Consider the following 21,385-nt stretch of genomic DNA (forward strand, 5'->3'; position numbering starts at 1 on the left):
CGGTGTCCAAAAAGCAAAAAAGTGGACACTGGGGACTGATATGTACCCTCTTTACTGGACACCAGTAAGGAGGGTATTTTTATGCATTACAGTTATGAGTACAAGAGGAAATGCGTTGAGATGTACAGAGAGGGAAGGTGGCCAGAGACTCCCACAAGTATTAAAGATCCTAAAAACTTTCACAGGATGATTCTGCGATGGTTCCATGCAGAAGAAGCAAATGGGCCGGAGGTTCTCAAGCGCCGGGGGACTAATAAGGAATGGACTCCAGAAGAGAAATATGAGCTGGTTGCCAAGGTTATTGCAGGTTCATCAATCCTGTCAGTAGCTAATGAGGCAGGTATACACAACGGCTTACTTTCTCGCTGGGTTCGCAAATATAAGCTCGAGGGGTATAATGGTCTGGTAAACATGAGAAAAGGCCGACCATCAAAGGAGCCCCATATGAAGAAAATCAATTACAACAACCCTAGGAAACTCAATGAATCCGAGTATGAAGAGCTTGTGAGACTAAGGGCCGAAAACGCATACATTAAAGCAGAAATCGAAGTCATAAAAAAAGAGATCGCCTTGAGAGAAGAAAAAGAGGCTGCGCGACTCAAGGCGAAAAAGCAGCGATCATCAAAGAACTTAGAGAAGAAGGATACCAACTGAAGTGCCTTCTTAAAGCGATTGGCCTTTCCAGATCCACGTACTATTACGAAGTTTCAAAAGAAGACGTGGTAGCGAAAAGGAACGAAGCAGTCGCATGTGTGATCAGGGAAATCTTTGAACACAACAAAGGTCGATATGGTGTTCGGAGAGTACACCACGAACTGATCAACAGAGGCTATAAGGTAAACCACAAAAAGGTCCAGCGCTTAATGCATTGCATGTACCTTAAAGGTAAACGTCCGAAAGAAAAGTACCATTCTTATCAGGGAGAAGTTGGAAAGGTGGCAGATAACCTCATTAACCGAGACTTCAGTACAACGAAACCTTTGCAAAAATGGACAACCGACGTCTCTCAATTCAGTTTCCCTTGGGGAAAGTGCTACCTCTCTCCAATTCTGGATATGCACACAAACGAGGTCATCTCATACGATCTTTCGTTAAGTCCAAACATGGAACAGATTCGACGGATGCTGGAGAAAGGATTGAACAAATTTTCCTCACTTAATGGGTTGATCTTTCACTCTGACCAGGGATGGCAGTACCAACATGCTTATTTCAGAAAGGCTATTGAGAAGCGTGGCATTATTCAGTCCATGTCCCGAAAGGGAAACTGTTATGACAACAGTATCATGGAGACCTTCTTCGGACGACTGAAGAACGAAATGTTTTATGGATGCGAGAAAGACTACAAATCATATGAGGAGTTCTCCACAGCCATGGCGAAGTACATTGACTACTACAACAATGAGCGCATCCAGGCAAAAACAAAATGGATGCCACCCGTAAAATACAGGATGGCATCCATGGGTTGAGCCTCGATCATAAATCAATGTGTCCAGGAAACTGGGTACATATCAGACTGTCCCCAGTGTCCACTTTTTATTCGATGATCTTATACATCTTCAGGATGTTCTGCTTGTCCGTATACTCATATTCCATCTTGTCCATGCTCTTCTTCACCATATAGATTCCCAGCCCGCCGATGGCCCTTTCCTCCGCGGAAAGCGTAACGTCAGGATCAGCCTTCGCCAGGGGATTATAGGGGATGCCGCTGTCGATGAAGGTGATCACCACAGACCGGGGATTTTCCTGCAGGTCCATCCGGATGGTGACGGAGCCGGTATCCGGGGCATAGGCATAGCTGGCGACGTTGACAAAGATCTCTTCCACGGCCACGTCGATCTGCATCAGGATCTTCATGGGGCAGCGCATGGACTTGAGATTCTCGTCCACAAAATCCAGCACCTGCTGGAGATTCGCCACTTTGGCTTCAAGGGTCAGCTCTTTCACGCTCATTCTCCGTTCAGTCTGCGGAATATGCAGTGATAGGATTCCAAACGTCACATCATCTTTTTTTCATTAAAAATATTATATAGGATATCACTGTATGATTCAAGCAGAAAATAGGTTAAAAAGAGGACAGGGGAGGCAGGCTCCCCTGTCTGTTGGGTTTGTCAGGTTTATGGGAGGCAGGCCCGCAGAACAGCGAGATCTGCTGCAGTGAACACGAAGGAGAACCGTTCGCTTCCCACGATCAAGGTGAAATCACCTTTTTCGTCGATCGGCATTTCCAAACCGTCCGGTCCGATGAGGTACATAGTGCCATCACTGTAAAGAGTGATCTTGCCTGTATAAGTGTTGCGGCCCTTCAGGAGGTGGACTGTGAAAGTGCCGCCGCGGAAGCAGTTCAGCTGTACGCTTCCGGTGATGTCGGTAACCGAGAGGAGAGGACGTACTACATGAACGGCAATCTCAGCGGGCTTGTTGATGCCTTCATCAATCGGCTGCGGCTGCGGTTCCGGCTTGGGTTCAGGCTTAGGTTCCGGCTTGGGTTCAGGTTCGGGTTCCGGTGCGGGCTTGGGTTCGGGTTCAGGTTTAGGTTCAGGCTTAGGTTCCGGCTTGGGTTCAGGATCGGGTTTCGGCACGGGCTTGGGTTCGGGATCGGGCTGGGGTTTGGGTTCCGGCTGGGGTTGCGGTTCCGGCTCAACATAATCCTTCAGGATTACGGAGAAGAGCACGCCGCCGCCGCGCGGAACGATCATGAAATAGTTGCCGTAGCTGTCCTGGATCAGCTTGTTATGGGCCTGGTCGCCGTAAACCTCGTCGATCATCAGACCTGCGGGCACGTCAATCTTCAGCACAATGATGTCGCCTTCATTGGCAACTTCGCGGCCCTTGTAATCCCTGGTGCCGTTGGTGTGGATGATGCCCTCCTGGCTGGGGTCAACCCGGATAATGTACTGAATGGCTTTTTCAGCTTCCCGGTCGGCAACAAGCTTCTTGCTGTCCGTGGTTTCGTCATATTCCTCACGCTTGACGTAGTCGCCGTCCTTGTCTGCCGTCATTTCCCATACGGTCAGGGTCAGCTTATCGCCGAGGGCCGTGTCGTCCTTGAGCACAACGCTGGTGCCGCCGGTGGCGACCAGGGAGCCGTCGATGATCAGGTCGGTCTTTTCTTCTCCGCCCGCGGTCAGTTCAACGCCGTTGCCGTCGCTGATCACGTCGCGCCCGATGACAATCTGGGTCGTGCCTTCGTTTGCCACGGTGACGCAGTCGTATACATTGCCTTCTTCATCGTAATACAGCGCGGTACCGTCTTCCTGTTCCGCTTCATACACTTGAACGACTTTGCCGTCGATGATCTGGTCGCCCAGGGAGATGCCGTTCAGCTTCTCGGGGTTGACTTTTTCCGCGTCGCTGGCGGCAAATTCTTCATGGGCATGCCGGTTGAGGACGATGCCGGTGTCGTTGACGCCGCCTTCGACCACCAGGTCAGTCGCGACGTTGATGTTGATGTCGCCTTCCAGGGCGTCCACGCGGATACCGGTGGCGGTGTGGTCACCTTCTTCATTGGTGTCCAGGGAGGTCACCTTCACGTTGTCGCCGATGTTGATATTGGTTTCATTGAATTTGTTATCGCTCCGGACGCTGATGCCCGTAAGCTCCCTGGATTCGCCTTTGACAATCAGGTCTTCGCCCACATTCACGTTTGTCACGTCTGTGTTTTCGTAGTCAATGCGCTCACGGGCGTAGGTTGTCTGGGTTTCCGGTTTATATTCCTCACCGGTTATTTCATACTTTTTGTATGTATTTCCCGGATAGACGACCGTGATGTTTTGTTCGTCATTAATGCCCCATCTGGCCATGGTGGGATTGTCCGGGTTGTTATCCTTGTGGAGGGGGATAGGAGTATCTGTATACACGTCTGTTGTGTATTCGTAGAGAATGTCGTCGTTGTATTGCTCGGTGTTTTCGTTGAGCGTGCTCTTGTGATCGAGCGTGAACGTCACCTCATCCCCTGTGGTGGCAGGGTTCAGAATGGATTTGAGCTCTTTGCGCCCTGCCGGCAGATCATCCACGTTGTCAAACGTGCCGGCTTCAACCCATTCAAGGTCGCCGACATTGTTCACGGCAATGCCGGTTCCGCCGTTGGAGGTAATGCTTCCCTGGACATCAACGTTGACTTCGGAATTGTTGTTCCTGATCTTCAGGGCGTCTTCCTTGGCTGTAATGTCTTCTTTGATCGTGACGTTGTATTTGCCGTCATGCTGGGAACCAATGCTGACTTCGCCTTCGACATTCGCGGCCTGCACATTGATGTTGGCGCCGTCCAGGTGATCTTCGTTTCTGTTTTCGTTCAGATAAACATGGCCGTAAATGGTTCCGTCCACATCATAATTAGCGGTACCGCCATCCTTGACCGTGGCGTTGATGCCGCCTTGTGAGGCATTGGGGTTGCCGACATTGCCGGTAATGTTTGCGTTGGCTTCGCCGCCTGCGAAGTAGGATTCTACCTGTATTTTGACGTCGCCGTTAATGTTCGCTTCACGCGTACCGTCTTCACCGCGGAACCGGATCTCGGACACATTGCCTTCCTTCAGGTTGAGCTGGGCCAGGCTGCCGTCGTCGTTGGAGGACAGCGTGGCGCGTCTGCCGAGACCCTGCCCCTCGTTGTCAATATTGATGACCGACTTACCGCCGTCCGCTGCGCTGATTTTCACATCGCCGTTGGCCGTGCTGAGCAGTGTAACGGCGGTGCTGCTGCCTTCACCCGTGGAGGAGGCGTTCACAAGTGTATGGTCGAGGTATAGGCCCTCTGTGTCCTCGCCGGCAATTACCTGTCCCTCGGCCGTCACCGTGGTCTGGCCGCCGGAACTGGATTCTGCCTTGATGGCTGTGGGATCGCCGGGCCCATTGGAACCGGCCGTTTCAGCGATAGCCATGCCTCCCAGGGTGATGTCGGCTGTGCCTTCATTTTCAGCGAAAACATGAAGGGCGGTGGGCTCGGATTGCGTTACCTGCTCTCCGGCGTAGCTGACGTGAATGTAGATGTTTGTTAAACCTACATTGTTTCTGTATCCGTTCGCAGCGCCGAGCGTAACGGCAGTTTGCTGCGGGCCCTTTGCTTTGCCGTCGTTTTCAATATAGACCCAGTTGACTAACTGGCCGGAGATGTTCCCTGTATCGGCCACATAATTAAGATGATTTGTATGATTGATCGGGTAATAATCCCTTTCAGGGGCTTCACCGCTGAGGGATTCTTCCTCCTGCCCGGCAGTTTCATTGCTTTCCGGGGCTGCACCGCTGAGGACTTCTTCCTGTTCAGCGGTTTCGGCTTCTTCCGCGAAAACGGGAATACCGATGCTGCCCGTCAGGAGTGACAGGGCAAGAACCGATGCCAGAAAAATCCGATAGAACTTTTTCATAAAATACCTCCAGGGCGTGATATGGTGTTGAAACAATTGTCATTGCTTTCTCCATTCCTTTATACGCAGGAATCTGAATGGATGGCAGCAGACAATTGCAAAAACCGAAAAAAAGAAGCAAAAGCTTTGCAAACGGTATCATTTTTGTCTCAGAAAGCTTTTGCCTATATAAAAATACCATATTTTAACAGTTCCTGGCAAGGGCAAAACTGCAAAAAACAGGAGAAAAATGATAAAATAATTACATTATCCAATCAACAGACTTTTTGCAGATAATTTTTTGTTCGCCTTGAGTTCGCTGGTATAACCGCATATACTGAATAAAAGGGGGTGAGAATCATGCCCAGAACAGCAAGAATAAAGAGCGCCACCGGCTATTATCATATTATCGCCCGCGGCATCGGCAAGCAGATTCTGTTTGAGGAAAAGGCAGACAATCTGTTCTTCCTGCGAACGCTGAAGAAATATAAGCAGGAAGAGAAGTTCAGCGTCATCGCTTTCTGCCTCATGGAGAATCATTTCCATCTGCTCCTGAAGATCGACGACGGCCTGGACCGGGTCATGAAGAAGATCTCCACCTCTTATGCATCCTACTACAATACCAAGTATGAAAGGACCGGGCATCTGTTTCAGGATCGTTATATGAGCAAGCCCATCGACAACACCGTCTATCTGCTGACTGCAGTTCGCTATATTCATAACAATCCTGTGAAGGCGGGCATCTGCCTGGCAAGTAAGTATAAATGGAGCAGCTGGCGGTATTACACCGGTGAGTTGAAGGGTCTGGTGGATACACAGGAAGTCCATAACCTGCTTGGCGGGGCAGAAGGCTTCATGAAGTACAGTGCGGAAGCGGATCCTTTTACTGAGGATGAAGGATTCTTTGAATGCAGGGAATCGAAGCATCTGACAGACAGGGAAGCGCAGCGAATCATCAAAGAGGTCCTGCGCCTGGAGAGCGGGACACAGCTTCAACAGATGGAACGGAAACAGAGGAATGAAAAGATTGGCATTCTGAAAGAGAACGGACTTTCAGTACGGCAGATTGAGAGACTGACAGGAATAAACCGCGGAGCCATTGAGAGAGCAATAAAAGCGTGACAGGAGAACCGTCCCTCTGTCACGCTCGGATAGCGACGAAAAGAAAAACCGTGACAGGAGAACCGTCCCCGTGTCACGGTTTTTTGTTGTGGCGGGAAAGCGTGACAGAAGAACCGTCCCCTTGTCACGCATCCAGTCTTTGTCTTTCTGCCAACGCTGCAAAGATACCGCCCTTTGCAATCAGCTCATCATACGTGCCGTCTTCTGCGATCTTGCCGCCGTCGATGACCAGGATCCGGTCGCAGTGCTTGATCGTGCTCAGCCGGTGGGCAATCACGATCCTCGTGCACTTCATCTTATCCAGGGCCTCGGAAACCTTCCTCTGGGTAATGTTGTCCAGGGCGCTGGTGGCCTCGTCAAAGATGAGGATCTTGGGCTTGGGGGCGATGGCCCGGGCGATCATCAGCCGCTGCCGCTGGCCGCCGGAGATGGTACCGCCGCCGTCCTGCAGCATGGTATGCATGCCCATGGGCATATCCCGGATGTCGTCGGCGATGCCGGCGATTTCCGCGGCTTCCCAGGCTTCATCCAGCTTCAGCGTGGGGTTGGAAATCACAATATTGTCAAAAATCGAACCGCTGAACAGCCGCCCGTCCTGCATCACCGTGCCGATCTGCCGCCGCACGCTCCGCAGGTCCAGCTGGTTCAGGTCCTTCCGGTCGTAATTGATAACTCCGCGCGCCGGCTTCTCAAAGCCCAGCAGCAGCCGCACCAGCGTGCTCTTGCCGCAGCCGCTCTTGCCCACGATGGCCACATACTGCCGTGCGGGGATGGACAGGTTAAAGTCCTCAAAAATCGGCTTGCTCTCCGGATCGTACCCGAAGGTCACGTGGCTGATTTCGATGTTGCCGCTCAGCCTTGTCACCGTCTCCCGGTGATCCGAGGTTTCCGGTTTCGCGGAAAGCAGGGGCTTCACCAGGTTGATCACCGGTTTGATGGATGCCGCGCTCAGTGCCATGGCGGCGAGGGAAGAGAAGGCGGTGGAAATATACGCATAGCTCGCGTTGAAGGCGAAGTAGTCCGCCACGGTCACCTTGCTTCTCACGGCGATGAAGTACATGACCCCTGTACCGATGAGCGATACCGCCGTGGTCATGACGCTGCTCAGCTTAATGATGCTCGGCGGGTTAAAGGTGGTGGTCGCCGTCTCCACATACAGGTCCGACCACTTGGCAAAGGCCCGGTTCTCCGCGCCGGACAGGCGGATCTTCTGGATGCCGTTGATAAACGCGTACACCAGGCCCCGCTCCTTGGCGGTGGTCACCATTGTCTCCTGGTCAATCTTCATCTGCACCCGCGCGCTCAGCAGGCTGATCGCCAGCGTCGCGATGGTGATCAACAAACTGGGCACCACCAGGCTCGGCGCGAAGGCGAAGATCTGTCCCAGGTAGATCAGGGAGAACAGGCCCGTGATCGCTGTGGAGAACAGGCTGTCCACAATCGTGGTGCACAAGCTGTCCATATAGGATATATATTGGTTCAGTTCACCCACGCTGTAATCCCGGAAGAAGGCTGCCGGAAGGCTCAATATCCGCATCATGGTCGCGGCGGATACGTTCACGTTCAGCTTATACCGGATCCGGGAAAGCAGCATGTTCCGGATAATGGTCAGCAGGATCGTCGTCACCGTGGCAAAGAACAGGAAGCTCACCACCGCCACCAGCAGCCTCGTGCTGCCCGCTGCGATAACCGTACCCGTCAGGATCTGGTTCAGTTTCGGGATCAGCAGGCCCACCAGCGCGATGGCTCCCGCTGCCACCAGGAAGGATATCCGGTCCCGGGGCGTCAGGCAGGAAAGCATATACCGCAGCAGGTCCTTCAGCTTCAGTTCACGCATGGGCAGGGGACGGTAGAAGCACAGGGCTTCCTCGGAGATGTTCGCCGCCGTATGCCCGTTGATCTTCACCTTCGCCCCGCTGGCAGGATCCGTATACTCATATCCGCCCATTTCGGAGGGCAGGATGGCCACAACGGTCCCCGTATCCTTCAGGCTCCCGATCATCGGTCCCATGGCGTCGTTCTGCCATCCCCGGGAGAGGATAATCTCCCGGTACAGGATACCCGTGGAGCTCAGCAGGAAGTCCAGCCGGTCCCGGAGCCCCCGGACCGTGGCGGGCACCTCCCGCTCCTTGACGCCCATGTGCTTCAGCAGACCCGATACCGCGTCGTTAACGTCCTCTTCCTCGGAAAGGAAGGTATGGATCTTCCGTCCGGTTACCGACCGGGCGATGTTTTCAAAGGAGTCACTGAGGAGCTCCCGTTCATGTTTTTTCCTGAACTCTATCTGATCATCAAACCAGCCCATCTTCAGCGCCTCCTTCCTTACTCATTGCTTACCAGGTCGGCGTAATAGCCGCCCCTGGCATACAGTTCATCGTGGGTGCCCCGCTCCACAATCTTTCCCTTGTCCAGCACGATGATCTCATCGCAGTCCCGGATGGTGCTCAGCCGGTGGGCGATAATGATGCACGTAATCCCCCGGGCGTTGATGCTCTTGATCACCTCATACTCCGTCCGGGCATCCAGGGCGCTGGTTGCCTCGTCCATGATGCAGATCGTGGGGTCCTGGCTCAGCGCCCGGGCAATCTCCAGCCGCTGCCGCTGCCCGCCGCTCAGGTCCCGTCCGCCGTCCAGCAGTTTGTGGAGGAAGCCGCCGTCCCGGGTTACGATGTCGTCATAGATGCCCGCGTCCCGGGCGGCCAGCGTCACTTCAAAGTCCTCGATGGAGTCGTCCCACATCTTAATGTTCTGGCTCACCGTGTCCTCAAACAGGGTAATATCCTGGTCGATAACGCTCACGGACCCGGTAAACACGTCCCGGTCGATCTCCGAGATCGGCACCCCGTCAAACAGGATTTCCCCGCTCCAGGGCCGGTACAGGCCGGAGATCAGCTTGGCCAGCGTGCTCTTGCCGCAGCCCGTCCGTCCCACAAACGCGATCTTCTGTCCCGGTTTCACCGTCATGGAGAAGTCCGTCACCTGGGGCTTGCCCAGCCGGGAATAACCGAAGGTCACGTTCTTCAGTTCAATATTGCCGGAGAGCTTCTGGTATTCCGCCGTCTTCTCCCTCACCACAAAGGAGGGATCCTCGGGATAGCTCATCACGTCGTCCACCCGTTCCATCTGGGTGGTCATCTCCTGCATGCTCTGCCCTGCGGCAATCAGTTGGGAAGCAGGCGCCATGAAGGAACTTAAGAATCCCTGGAAGGCCATCACCATACCGGCGGTGAACTTCCCCCGGATCACCAGCAGCACGCCCAGTCCCAGCACCGCGATGTTCGCCGTCGCCGTGATGGCGCTCGGCAGCGTGCCCAGGAACAGGTTCAGCTTGGTATACGAAACATTCTGGGAATTAACACTGGCCTGGTATCCTGCCCAGCGCCCGAAGAAACCGTTCTCCGCGCCGCTTGACTTAATCGTCTCAATCATCGAGATACCCGACATGGTCGCAGACGACAGTTTCGCCGCGTCCCGCTGCTGCACCCGGGTAATATTCACCCGCTTCGAAGTCACATACGCGGAAACGACCAAATTCAACACAATGGCTCCCACACCGATCAGCGCCAGCATGGGACTGTAATGGATCATCACCGCCAGGTAGAAGATCATCATCCCGGCCTGGATGGCCAGGGGAGCGAAGGTCTGCACCAATGCCGACGCAATGGAGGCATTGGTGGCCTGCCGGTCCGCAATATCACCCGACAGCCGCTGGCTGAAAAACTGCATCGGCAGCCGCAGCACCTTCCACAGGTAGGAGCTGCTGCCGTAGGAGGTCATCTTGCCCTGAATCCTTAGCGAATACACCGCAGAAATCCAGGTCACCACGATGGAGATCACCCCGAACACCGCAAACAGCACCAGGAACATGGGCAGCCATTCCGGGTTCGATCCCGTCAGCAGCCGGTCCAGGAACGTCCGGTTAAACACAGGGGAGATAATCCCCAGCAGGGAAGAGATTGTCGTGGTCAATACCACAAAGGCCACGGCCGTCCCGGAACCACGAAGCCGCTCCTTAGCGTAAGACAGCACGCTCTTCGGTTTTCCGGAAGGCTTAAAATCCTCACCGGGCTCGAAGCACATGCACACTCCGGTAAACTCCCGGTCAAACTCTTCCCATTCCACCTTCACCCGTCCACGGGCCGGGTCATTCAGCACGGCCCGTTTTCCCTGGAAACCGCACAGCACCACAAAGTGATTGAACCCCCAGTGGATAATGCAGGGGAAGGGCCCTTCCTCCAGCAGATCCTCCGGCTCCACCCGCCAGGCATTGGCCGTCAGCCCGTAGCTCCGGGCAGCAACCAGGATGTTCTTGGCCGAAGCACCGTCCATGGAAACACCGCAGTCCACCCGGGCCTGCTCCAGCGGTATCCAGTTTTTATAGTAATGCATGATCATGGTCAGGGAAGCCGCCCCGCATTCCAGCGCCTCCATCTGCATGACCACCGGCACCTGGCACACACCCTTGGTAATGGGCGCCGGTACCTTCTTCTTCAATCTGAACATATCAAACCCTCACACAAGCTTACGCTCATATCTTCCTATAATAAATGAAAGAGCAATAAACCAACCCATCACTGCAGCAACAGCGAAATGGGTCTCAGATCTTCCGTCACAGCCACCCCGGAGTACACCCCGTCCGGCAGTCCGGTATCCGCCGGAACCACCACCACGGGATCACCCACGTTCAGCCCGCCGGCTTTCAGCAGACGGATGCTTTCATCCGCCTGGATGACGATGACCTCATATTCAGAAGAAGAGGCGAGGGGATATTCCTTCTCGTCTATGGATACATTTCCATAGGAAAGAACACCTTCCGCCTTGTCATACGGAATATAGCAGAGGCTCTTGCCATCCTCCACCCTCACCGCTACGGAAGAAGTGGTTTTGATATGACCGAACACACCCCACAGGATAGCGCCCACCAGCAATGCAATCACTGCCGCCAGTACCAGCCACACCCCGGGAGACGTTACCCGAAGATAATCATTCAAACTCTCCGGAGACTCCACGGCCTCCAGGCTCTTTTCCCGGAACAGCTTAACCTTTGTCTGTTCAGACACACCAACAGCCCCTCTCGACATTCGATTGTAAAACCTGAGAGAAGTATATCAAACTTCATACATTTCTAGCAAGAGCGTTTCACCGTCACGGGACAAGCTGCAAGTATCTGGGACGAAAAATATACAATAGTAAAAAGTCTTCTTATTTATATATGGGACATCGATGACTTCACTCTGTCATCCAGACCAAGGCGTAAGCCGCGTGGAGGGATCTCGTTTTCTATAATTGTTAATTATTCATTGTTAATTGTTCATTGTCATCGTATAAAGCGATGACGCAGTCTCCTCGCCCGTTCACGTTCGGGAACCTAATAGGAACATCGCAGCGTTCAGGACAGTGTGTCATCCTGAACAAACGAAGTGCGTCGAAGGATCCCTAACTACGTCCGAAGGACGATAATTATGAATTATGAATTATGAATTGTGAATTTGGGCTTTGCCCACTCTGGGGACAAACGGCCCAAAACAGGGACGAACCGAAAACAAAAGTTACTCGCACTAGTATATAATGACCCAGGTAACTTCTCGACGGATGTATCTCCATTTTATGCTTCCCACAAGAAGGAGGTCAAAATCATGAATAGTTACATAAGAGATACATGAGAGCCTTCAAAAGTACATACAAATACGGACCAAGCCATCAAAAACGTACCAACGTAACCCAATTCTTTGGGTGGGACAAATACGCAGATACTTCTTGCCGATGTTGCATTTATTTCATTCTGCAAAAAATATACAAACTTTTTTGCAGATCCACTGCCATCTGCCAAATGCCTGCGTATAACCTTATGTGAAAATCATTCCATCCTTACAGAGAAGAGAGTGGGAAATGTGACAACATCGCATTACTATTTGCAAACGTTTGAACAAATTCCTTGCAGTTTTTCCATGATGAAACGACTATACGTTGCAGAATGTGCATAGGACGCCTGAAAACGTTGAAAAAACAATGGAAAAACCTCTTCAAATTGCATGTTTTTACCTTTACAGGCCGAAAGGTCATATGGTAAAATCAAATAGATATACGATGTAATCAATACAACCAAGTTACACCACTCGAACTGAAACAGAAGCTGGAGGGTTAACGATGAACAAACAGGGCGGAAGCATCGATCTCGCGAGATTGGCCGTCTATATTCTTAAGCGCATCTGGCTGGTAATTCTTTGCGCAGCTATTGGCTTTGGCGTGATGTATTACCGCGCTTCCAAAGCCCCGGATACCTATACGGCTTCCGGAACGATGTTCGTAACAAACAGTAACCCGAACCTTGTAAATTATGGATATGCTAATGTGACGGATATCTCTAGTGCTGTTCAATTGGTGAATATCTACAGTGAAGTTGTAAAAAGTGAAACTGTTATGCAGCGTGTATTGGAATACGCCATTGAACCGGCTGGTGAGAACGGCAATGAAGAAGATGTTTTGCTGAGCCAGAAATATCCTGGCCTGTCTACCAGCTTTATACGCTATGCTATTTCCATGAAATCGGTGCATGAAACCCCGATGGTTCAGGTTTCATGCACAACAATAGACCCGAATCTTTCAGCTGATATATGCAATAGTGTATTACAAGTTGCCCCAGGAGCTATTAAAGATGTTGTTTCTGCTGGAGAAGCAAAAGCACAGGACTACGCAACAGTTCCTATGTTTGCTAATGGGCGCAATGATAAGAGGCAAGGCCTGATAGGAGGCTTGGCTGGAGCGGCTCTCGCCTGTGCTCTGTTGACGCTTTTGTTCCTGATGAATCATCAGGTGGAGAAGCCCGGCGAAATTACGGATCACTATACTCCGCCGATCCTGTCTTATATCAGAAGAGCAAAAGGTTCAGAAAAAGATGCTGGAGCTTTCCTGCTAAATGAGAAAACAGATATGGATCTTGTGGAAGGATATGCCAAGCTCCGAATGAACCTGCTCTATACCTTGTCTGAAAAGATGCATCGGACCGTTTTAGTCACAAGCGCCATATCAGGAGAAGGCAAGAGTACCATTGCTGCAAACCTGGCAGTTTCCCTGGCGATGAGCGGGAAGAAGATCCTTCTGGTAGATGCGGATATGCGCCGGGCATGTCAGAGTGAAATTTTCTACTATGATCCCAATTCTCCTGGATTGGCTGATATCCTGACTGGAAGTACAACTGCGAAGAAAGCGATTGTTTCTACAGTATGGGAAAACCTGGACATCTTGCCGGCAGGTTCCATGCCGAGCAATCCCTGCGAACTGCTGGAAAGCCCTGCAATGGAGAAACTGATTCAGGAACTGGAAGAAACATATGATCTGATCCTGATGGATGTGCCGCCGATCAACATTGTTTCCGATCCTTTGGCTCTTTCCAGCAAATGCGCCGGTGCCCTGTTTGTGGTTCGGCAGGAGTTCTCGGATCACCGGGAAATCCGCCGGGCACTGGTCTCCTGCGAGATGACCGGTTTGGAAGTCTTGGGCTTTGTCTTCTATGGAGAAAAGCTGCATCAGGGAAAATATTACAGTAAGCGCTCCCAGCGGGGATATGAATACTATAACAAATATGATACCCGGTCCAGAGTGGTTGGTGATCCGGACAACCCAAAGAAGAAACACGCAACAAAAAACGAAGACTGATACACGATATTTTAAAGGGAACATGAGAGGGGAAAGAGCATGAAAAAGCTCATCAGGGTGATTCCGGTTCTTCTGATTCTGACACTGTTACTCAGCACCGTTTATGGAGCGTCTGCCGCGGTGACGCCCCAGAGCCTGCGTATGCCCGCTTACAGCCTGACGGACTGTGAGTGGAATGAAAACGGACAGTTAATTTCTGAAACTGTCCATGACTCGGATGGCAATCCCGCCGTTAATAGCCGTGGATTCCATAAGGCTGAATATACCTGGGATGCGAAGGGGAATCCCCTGACCGAATCCTATACCGGTCTGAACGGTGAGCCTGTTGTTGCGGATGGGGGATATGCCAAAACTGTTTTCACTTATGAGAACAACTCCAAGGGAGTTCCCCACATCGTGGCGGAAGATCGCTATACCGCGGATGGCAGCCGTGCAGACATTCCCGGTAGCTACAGTTACCGCCGGGATATATGGGACGGAGACCAGATCTTTTCCACCGCTTATTATGATGCATCTGGTAATCTAATCCAGCCCACCGGCGGTTATGCCCGGATCCTCTACAGCCTGGAAGAGGATGAAAACGCAGTTGTGATCACCAAACGTTATGAAGATGCAAACGGTAATGCTTTGCTGGGTGCAGAAGGCGGAGCAAAGATAGTTTATATTTATGCCAAAGGCCTGACCGCAGCCGCAAATGCTCGGGTGGATAATATGGGCCTTGGGATGTTGCTGGGTAATATGCCTATCCGTGACCGTGAAGGTACACCCAATTCTATGCCGGAAAGTGAACGGGGAGAGCTGTTTAACACTGTAGTCCTGGATGATAATGATCGAAAACCCATGCTGGTTTCCACGGAAATCTATGGAACGGACGGCAGCAAAACTCTCGGCGCAAAGCGTTGGCAGCGGGAAGTTCGCAGCTACGATGAACGCGGCAACCTGACCCGTACAGATTATTATGGTGCGGATGGGGAACTGATCATCTCTTCTACCGGTACTGCGTCTACAGTTAACACCTACGATGAGCTAAATCGGGTCATCCAGATTGATTATCTGGATCGTGACGGTCAGCTGCTCAAGATGCTGAATGGTTATGCTCGGGTAACTTATGAATACTATGGCAGCAGTGAACGGGTACATTATATCCGTTATTTTGGAGCGGATGGTAACCGTACCATGATTACATCCGGCGTCTCCATGATCGAATTCGAATATGATGATAACAATGAATACGATTGGGATAAGCGGGAAACTTATTATGACATCCTGGACGAATATACTCAGTCCAACGGTGGCTTTGCCCGGATTGAATGGAAGCTTTTCGATGATAACAACTTCAAACTGGATGATAATAAACTCTGGGTGCTGAATTCTCCTTATGCTCAGTGGGAAAAATACTACGGTACGGATATGAAGCTTGTTGAACGGAAAGCAGGCCATGCCGGTATCGAGAACTTCAAAAATGAGAATAACCAGATCATAAAGACTGTCTATATGGACGATCAGTGGCTGCCTACACGGTATGAGGAAGGCCAGTACGCCTGGATCGAATATCAGTACGAAACCAACGATCCCACTGAACCTGCCTGCTATGAAGCATACTTCGACAAAGACGGCAATCCGGTTGAAGCCATTACCGGTGCCTATGCCCGGAGCATGGTCTACGGCGGACCGAAGAAGAATCTTCTCCTGGAAGAAGCCTTCTTTGACGCGGAAGGAAATCCGGATACCAGCGTTGTGACCGGTGCACATAAAGCTGCCTATACTTACGACCGGAACATGCTGCAGACTTCAGTCCATTATTACAATGCGGATGGAACCCTTTCTGCCACCCGGAACGGGGAAGCGGCCATGCTGCGGGAGTATAATAGCAAGGGAAGCCTGCTGTGGGAAGTCACCTTCGGGGATGACAATAAGCCTTTGGCTGTGAACGGCACTAATGCTGCTCAGGTTCATAGCTATGACTATGCCGGACATCACACCGGTGAAAAGTTCTTCGATGAGAACGGTACTCCTGTGACCAACAGTAATGGTTATGCCAGCGCCATCTATGATTATGACGCGAAGGGAAATATCACTTCCATTTCCTACTATAATGCGGAAAATATGTCCACCCTGGTCAGCGGACGGGCTAAAGTGGAACGGGAATATGACAACGCTCACCATATGACCTATGAACTGAACGTTGGTACCAACGGCCGTCCGGTCCTGCAAAGCGATGGCTTTGCTGCCCGTAAACTGACCTATGATCCGGAAACCGGCCTGACAACCAAGGTGGAATATCTGGACGCTCAGGGCGAACCGGTTGTCATTTCCCAGGGCTACGCTTCCTATGAAGTCAAGTATGATCATGCCGGGAATCTGACCCTGCGTGCCTATTACGATGAGAAGGGTGAGCTTGTTGCTCCTGCGACACCTGGTTATGCCAAACTGGAGCGTCAGATTGACGCTCAGGGACGGGTGACTGAAGAAGCGCGCTACAATGCGGATGGAACCCTACAAGAAAACCGCGACGGATATGCTGTTACTGAAACTACTTATGATATCAATAAGACAACGGTTTCTTATCTGAACGCTAATCGTGAACTGGCGGATACTTCCTTCGGCTATGCCTCGAAGGTAACCGAAACAGATTACATGGGCAACACCGTGAGTATCGCTTACTTTGGTGCAAATAATGAGCCTGTAAAAATCGCTGACGGCTACCATACCCAGAAAAACACCTGGGATATGGAAGGCCATCAGCTGAGAGAGCAGTACTTCGATGAGAACGGCAAACCGGTCGCATGTCCGAAAGGATACGCTTCCTTCCTCTGCGAGTATGATAAGAACGGCAATACCACCCGTGAAGTACACTTCGGTGTGAACGGGGAAGTTGCGAAAGTCATTGCCGGTGCGCCGGAAGTCCTGCGTGAGTATGACGATGAAAATCGGCTCCTGAGTGAGAAGTACCTGGATGAAACCGGTATGCCCTATATGCTGCGCGGGGACTACGCTTCTACTGAGTGCGAGTATGATGCCCGTGGCAATCTGCTGACCGAAAAGTTCTTCGGTACAGAAGGACAGCCTGTGATTTCCACCAAGGGTTATGCCCAGAAAACAGATACCTATGATATCCGCGGACATCTGTTGTCAGAGGAATATACCGATGGCAAAGGTAATCTCCTCATGCAGCAGATTGGCTATGCTAAGAAACAACAGACCTGGGACAGCCACGGCAATCTGCTGAGCGAAGCCTGGTTCGATGAATCCAATCAGCCGGCTCTGCAGGAAAACACCTACGGATATAAGACTTATAAATATGACAATCACAACAACCTGACCGAAGAAGCATGGTATCACCATGAAGGTGCACCTACTGTACTGGCGGACGGTTATAACCGTGTCGTCCATGTCTATAACGCCTTCGATCGCCGCGTGCGCAGCGTCTGGTATTACAACATGGATATCGTAACTCTGCCGGAAGGCTATGCTGCCAAGTCCTTTGAATATGATGGTCGTGGTCGTATTACCAAGACATCCTGCCTGGATGACAAGATGCAGCGGGTAATGACGAAAAAGGGTTATTCAGCCGAGCAGAAAGTATATGATAATGCCAATAATGTCCTTCAGGTCCGCTATCTGGACGTGAATGATAAACTGACCCGTTTGCCGGAAGGCTTCAGCGTCTGGCAGCGTGAATATGACAAGAACAATCACGTAATTCTGGAACAGTATCTGGATGAGAATGAGCGGATTGCGTCTCTGACGGAACGCCAGCCTGCTTCCAGAAACGTTTATGACGCTCGTGGCCGTTTAATTCGTATCGAATATCTGAATACCGGATTACAAGCTTCTGAAACCCAGTTTGGCTACAGCACGATTCAGTTTGCTTATGATGATCAGAATCGCCGCACCGGTATTACCTATCTTGATGCCAATGGTTTGAACAAAATGATTTCCGCCGGCTATGCCGGGATTCGCTATGAGTACAGCGATCAGGGTAAGATTTGGCGTACTACTTACCTTGATGTTTCCGGACAACCGACGTTGTTCAAAGATGGCTATGCCGCCAGTGAAAACATCTATGACAATGATTTGAACCTTGTCGGTACGATTTATCTGGATGATAAATACAACCGGACATACATCGGTGCTGGGTACTCTGGTATCCGCCGTTCGGTGGACAAGAACGGAGACATCCTGACGGAAACCTACCTGGATAATGATGATCTGCCGGTTGCGGGTGCGGGTGGATATGCCACGCTGCGAAATACATGGGATAATCTCCGCAGAGTTATCAAGCGTGAATATCTGGACAAAGAAGGTCAGCCAGCCAAACTTTCCAGCGGTTACTGCGCTGTGGCTTATCAGTATGACAATAACAGCAACAAGATCCGTGAGTCCTACTATAACAAGGATGGCGAACTGATCTGGAATAATGACGGTTATTGCGAGATTTTGCTGAAATATGACGAGCGGAACCATTGCATCGAAGAACGTCTTCTGACCAGGGGCGGGAAACCTGCTGTTCACAACTACGGACGCTATTCTTCCATGACCCGGAAAGTGGATGAGGACGGACGGGTATTGGAAGTCCACTTCTATGATGAGCAGGGACGTCCCACCTTCTACGCCAGCGATTATGCCGAAGCCCGGTATGTCTATGACCTGGCCGGACGGCAGACAGAAGTCAGCTATTATGATGTCGAAGGCAAGCCGATGGCGGTCCGCCGCGGCTATGCCAGGATGACTACAGAGTATAACACTCTGGGACTGAAAACCGAAGAATGCTACTACGACGTGGATGGCAATCTGGTAGATACCCAGATGGGCTATGCCAAGGAAGTATCTACCTATGATGAACTGGGTAATCGGCTGACTGTCAGATACCTGAATACCTCGCAGCTGCAGGTGGTTCCGGAAGGTTCCGCTTACGCCTACTATCTCATGGCTTATGATGACGCCGGACGGGTCCTCAGTGAGGAATATTACGACGAAATGGACAAACCGGCACTATGCCGGGATGGATATGCAGCTCACTATGCAGAATATACCGAAACCGGACGTCTGAAGGAAGAAACATACTTCGATACCGAGAATAAACCTGTTGCGTATAATGGCTACAGCAAACGTGAACTGGTGGATGAGGATAAGGAGAATCGTACCTACACCCTGCGTGTCATCAATGAAACCATGGATGACGAGTCCTATATCGAAAGCCGTCAGACCTTCGACAAGTATGACCGGATGATTAGGATCAGCTACTTCGATAAGGCTGGTAATCCGGCTGTTGGCGCTGAGGGCGCCAGCACAGTGGAAAAGGAATACACCGGACGCGGCCAGATCGCGCTGGAGAAGTTCTACGATGCGGCAAATAAAGCAACCGCTGTGAACGGTGCATATGGTGTGGCTACCACCTATACTCCCTTTGGCCGGATCGATAAACAGACCTGGCTGGATGAGAACGGCAATCCTGCACCGAATGCGAATGGCTATGCAGCCTTGACTTATGCATATGACCTGACCAATGCCGCCAAGGTGGAAAAATATATCCAGAAGTATTTTGACGCGAATGATGAACCTTGCGCGGATACCCTGGGAGCCTATGGAGTGAGCATCCTCTTCTATCCGAATACTCGGGTACATGAAGTGACTTACCTGGATGACGAAGGTAAGCCAATCAATACGAATAAGGGATATGCCCAGCTTCAGTACGAAGAGGATGAAAACGGAAACCGCACCTGGGAAGGCTACTTCGATAAGTACGGCGGGCAGGCTAACTGCGACGCAGGCTATTCCAGCAAAGAATGCGATTATGACAGCGCCGGACGCCTGATCGGGGAACGCTACCAGGATCGCTACAATAAATTGACAAACAACGCGGAAGGCGTTGCAGGCTGGAACGGCTACTATGACGCGGAAGGCAACCTGATCATTACCAGCAAGTACAATCAGGATAAGGAAGCACTTCCGACTCAGAATCCTTAAAGGAGGGAAGCAAAATGAAAAAGACAATGAACCTTCTTATCAAACTGACTGCGCTGCTTCTTCTCCTGTGCCTGCTTCCTCTGGCAGCAACAGCGGAAGAGAAGAAGGAAGGCAACTGGGAATCATTCCTGCTCATCTGCAATGAAGGCATGAACAACGATAAGGGCAATGCCGGCAACACCCTGATGGTTGCAGCCATGGAGCCTGATCAGGGCAGAATCCACCTGATGATGTTCACCTGGGATACCTTCATTAACTATGAAGGCTACGATGTTCCCCAGAAGCTGGATATGCCTTATCGGAATAATGGGCCTGAAGAAGCGGTCAAAGTCTTCAATGAAAACTTCGGTTTGAACATTAATCATTACCTGAGTCTGAACTACCTGAATCTGGCTTCCCTGATCGATGAATATGGCGGAATCAATGTGGATATCACCCGTGCGGAGCGTAATGCCTTGAACGGTATGGTGGCGTCCAAGAAGATCCGCCTGCAGGAGCAGGTGGCGGCGGGTGAACTGGGACAGACTGTGATTGATATGCTGGCTCAGGAATATTACCTGAATGACTTTGGACCCAACACCCACCTGAACGGCTTGCAGGCCGTGGGCTACGGCTGGCTGCAGTATGACAGCGTGTATAACTGCTGCCAAAGGGACGCAAATGTTGTCGCGGGTCTTTTCCACAGCGCCGGAAGCTTCATTGCAGATAAAGTAGCTCTGTATACCAATGAAACCGGTGTACCTGCAGACGACTATGCCAGAAGACTCATCAATCTGGATGAAATAACCGAAGAAGATTATCAGTTCCTTCGTGATCAAATTGCACCCATCTTCCAGATGTCCGTGAACAATATGACTGAGGATGAAATACGGAGCATTACACTTGCTCTTGCCAAGATTGCTTACCAGGCCGAACGGGAAGGGGCAAGTATCTTTGATCTCATCAAATCCACTATTCTTCCTCTGGAAGCAACCCAGCCCTATGACATAGTGGCTGGTGCACAGGGACATCTCATTGATAAGGAAGCCAATATCGCTGCGGTAAAGGAGTTCCTGTATACCGAAGACTAAGCAAGAAAGGGCAACCAAGTACTGACCGGACTGGCAGGCTGACGAACCCCTGGAACATACCGAAGCCTGCCCGCGGGAATAATACCCGCGGGCAGCACTATATCCCGGCAAAAACCGGGACGGCGGAGCCTACCCATTTTTATGGTTGATCTCCGCAAAAAGTCTTACAATTTTGGCTTTGTCCACTGTTTCCTAGCCGCATTGATAAGGCAAACTAATGATAATTAT

11 protein-coding genes and 1 pseudogene are annotated in these 21,385 nt (G+C 51.3%); 7 read left to right on the plus strand and 5 right to left on the minus strand.

Annotated features, from left to right (window positions below):
- Nucleotides 1-81 precede the first annotated feature (81 nt).
- Both JRC49_14680 and JRC49_14685 read left to right on the plus strand, forming a co-directional pair.
- On the plus strand, nt 82-654 hold the full coding sequence (locus JRC49_14680) for a helix-turn-helix domain-containing protein (protein QTE71008.1): 573 nt from the start codon (nt 82-84) through the stop codon (nt 652-654).
- Nucleotides 558-1,466: pseudogene (locus JRC49_14685) on the plus strand (IS3 family transposase). The gene JRC49_14680 and the pseudogene JRC49_14685 overlap by 97 nt, the downstream one beginning before the upstream one ends.
- A 67-nt stretch (nt 1,467-1,533) precedes the next feature.
- Here JRC49_14685 and JRC49_14690 read toward each other — a convergent pair.
- Entirely contained in the window at nt 1,534-1,944 is a 411-nt protein-coding gene (locus JRC49_14690; GenBank protein QTE71009.1) for an ATP-binding protein, read from the minus strand.
- A 170-nt stretch (nt 1,945-2,114) separates the two neighbouring features.
- Entirely contained in the window at nt 2,115-5,360 is a 3,246-nt protein-coding gene (locus tag JRC49_14695) for a hypothetical protein (protein ID QTE71010.1), read from the minus strand.
- Nucleotides 5,361-5,441: 81 nt separating this feature from the next.
- Here JRC49_14695 and JRC49_14700 point away from each other — a divergent pair, with 81 nt between their 5' ends.
- Both JRC49_14700 and JRC49_14705 read left to right on the plus strand, forming a co-directional pair.
- Nucleotides 5,442-5,636 carry a hypothetical protein gene (locus tag JRC49_14700; protein QTE71011.1) on the plus strand — a complete coding sequence of 65 codons (195 nt, stop codon included), beginning with the start codon at nt 5,442-5,444 and terminating at the stop codon, nt 5,634-5,636.
- Nucleotides 5,637-5,699: 63 nt separating this feature from the next.
- A complete protein-coding gene (locus tag JRC49_14705) occupies nt 5,700-6,461 on the plus strand; it encodes a transposase (protein ID QTE71012.1) in 762 nt (253 codons plus the stop codon).
- Between the two features lie 124 nt (nt 6,462-6,585).
- On the opposite strand, the gene JRC49_14710 is transcribed toward JRC49_14705, so the two are convergent.
- From JRC49_14710 to JRC49_14720, 3 genes are all read right to left on the minus strand, one after another.
- Nucleotides 6,586-8,766 (minus strand): ATP-binding cassette domain-containing protein, encoded by a 2,181-nt coding sequence (locus tag JRC49_14710; protein ID QTE71013.1) that lies wholly within the window; start codon nt 8,764-8,766, stop codon nt 6,586-6,588.
- Between the two features lie 17 nt (nt 8,767-8,783).
- Nucleotides 8,784-10,964, minus strand: coding sequence for an NHLP family bacteriocin export ABC transporter peptidase/permease/ATPase subunit (locus JRC49_14715; protein ID QTE71014.1), 2,181 nt, complete (start codon nt 10,962-10,964; stop codon nt 8,784-8,786).
- Between the two features lie 68 nt (nt 10,965-11,032).
- Nucleotides 11,033-11,521, minus strand: a complete 489-nt coding sequence (locus JRC49_14720) for a hypothetical protein (GenBank protein ID QTE71015.1) — start codon at nt 11,519-11,521, stop codon at nt 11,033-11,035.
- A gap of 1,087 nt (nt 11,522-12,608) precedes the next feature.
- Between JRC49_14720 and JRC49_14725 the strand changes: the two genes are divergently transcribed.
- From JRC49_14725 to JRC49_14735, 3 genes are read left to right on the plus strand one after another with little or no spacing between them, the layout of a single operon-like run.
- Nucleotides 12,609-14,117 carry a polysaccharide biosynthesis tyrosine autokinase gene (locus tag JRC49_14725; GenBank protein ID QTE71016.1) on the plus strand — a complete coding sequence of 503 codons (1,509 nt, stop codon included), beginning with the start codon at nt 12,609-12,611 and terminating at the stop codon, nt 14,115-14,117.
- 39 nt (nt 14,118-14,156) lie between these two features.
- The gene (locus JRC49_14730) at nt 14,157-20,087 is read left to right on the plus strand and encodes an RHS repeat protein (GenBank protein QTE71017.1); all 5,931 of its coding nucleotides are present in this window, start codon (nt 14,157-14,159) and stop codon (nt 20,085-20,087) included.
- A gap of 14 nt (nt 20,088-20,101) precedes the next feature.
- Nucleotides 20,102-21,157, plus strand: a complete 1,056-nt coding sequence (locus JRC49_14735; protein QTE71018.1) for an LCP family protein — start codon at nt 20,102-20,104, stop codon at nt 21,155-21,157.
- Nucleotides 21,158-21,385 lie beyond the last annotated feature (228 nt).

The sequence above is a fragment of the Clostridiales bacterium FE2011 genome, assembly GCA_017569305.1.
In the GTDB taxonomy this organism is placed as follows: Bacteria; Bacillota; Clostridia; order Christensenellales; family Aristaeellaceae; genus Aristaeella.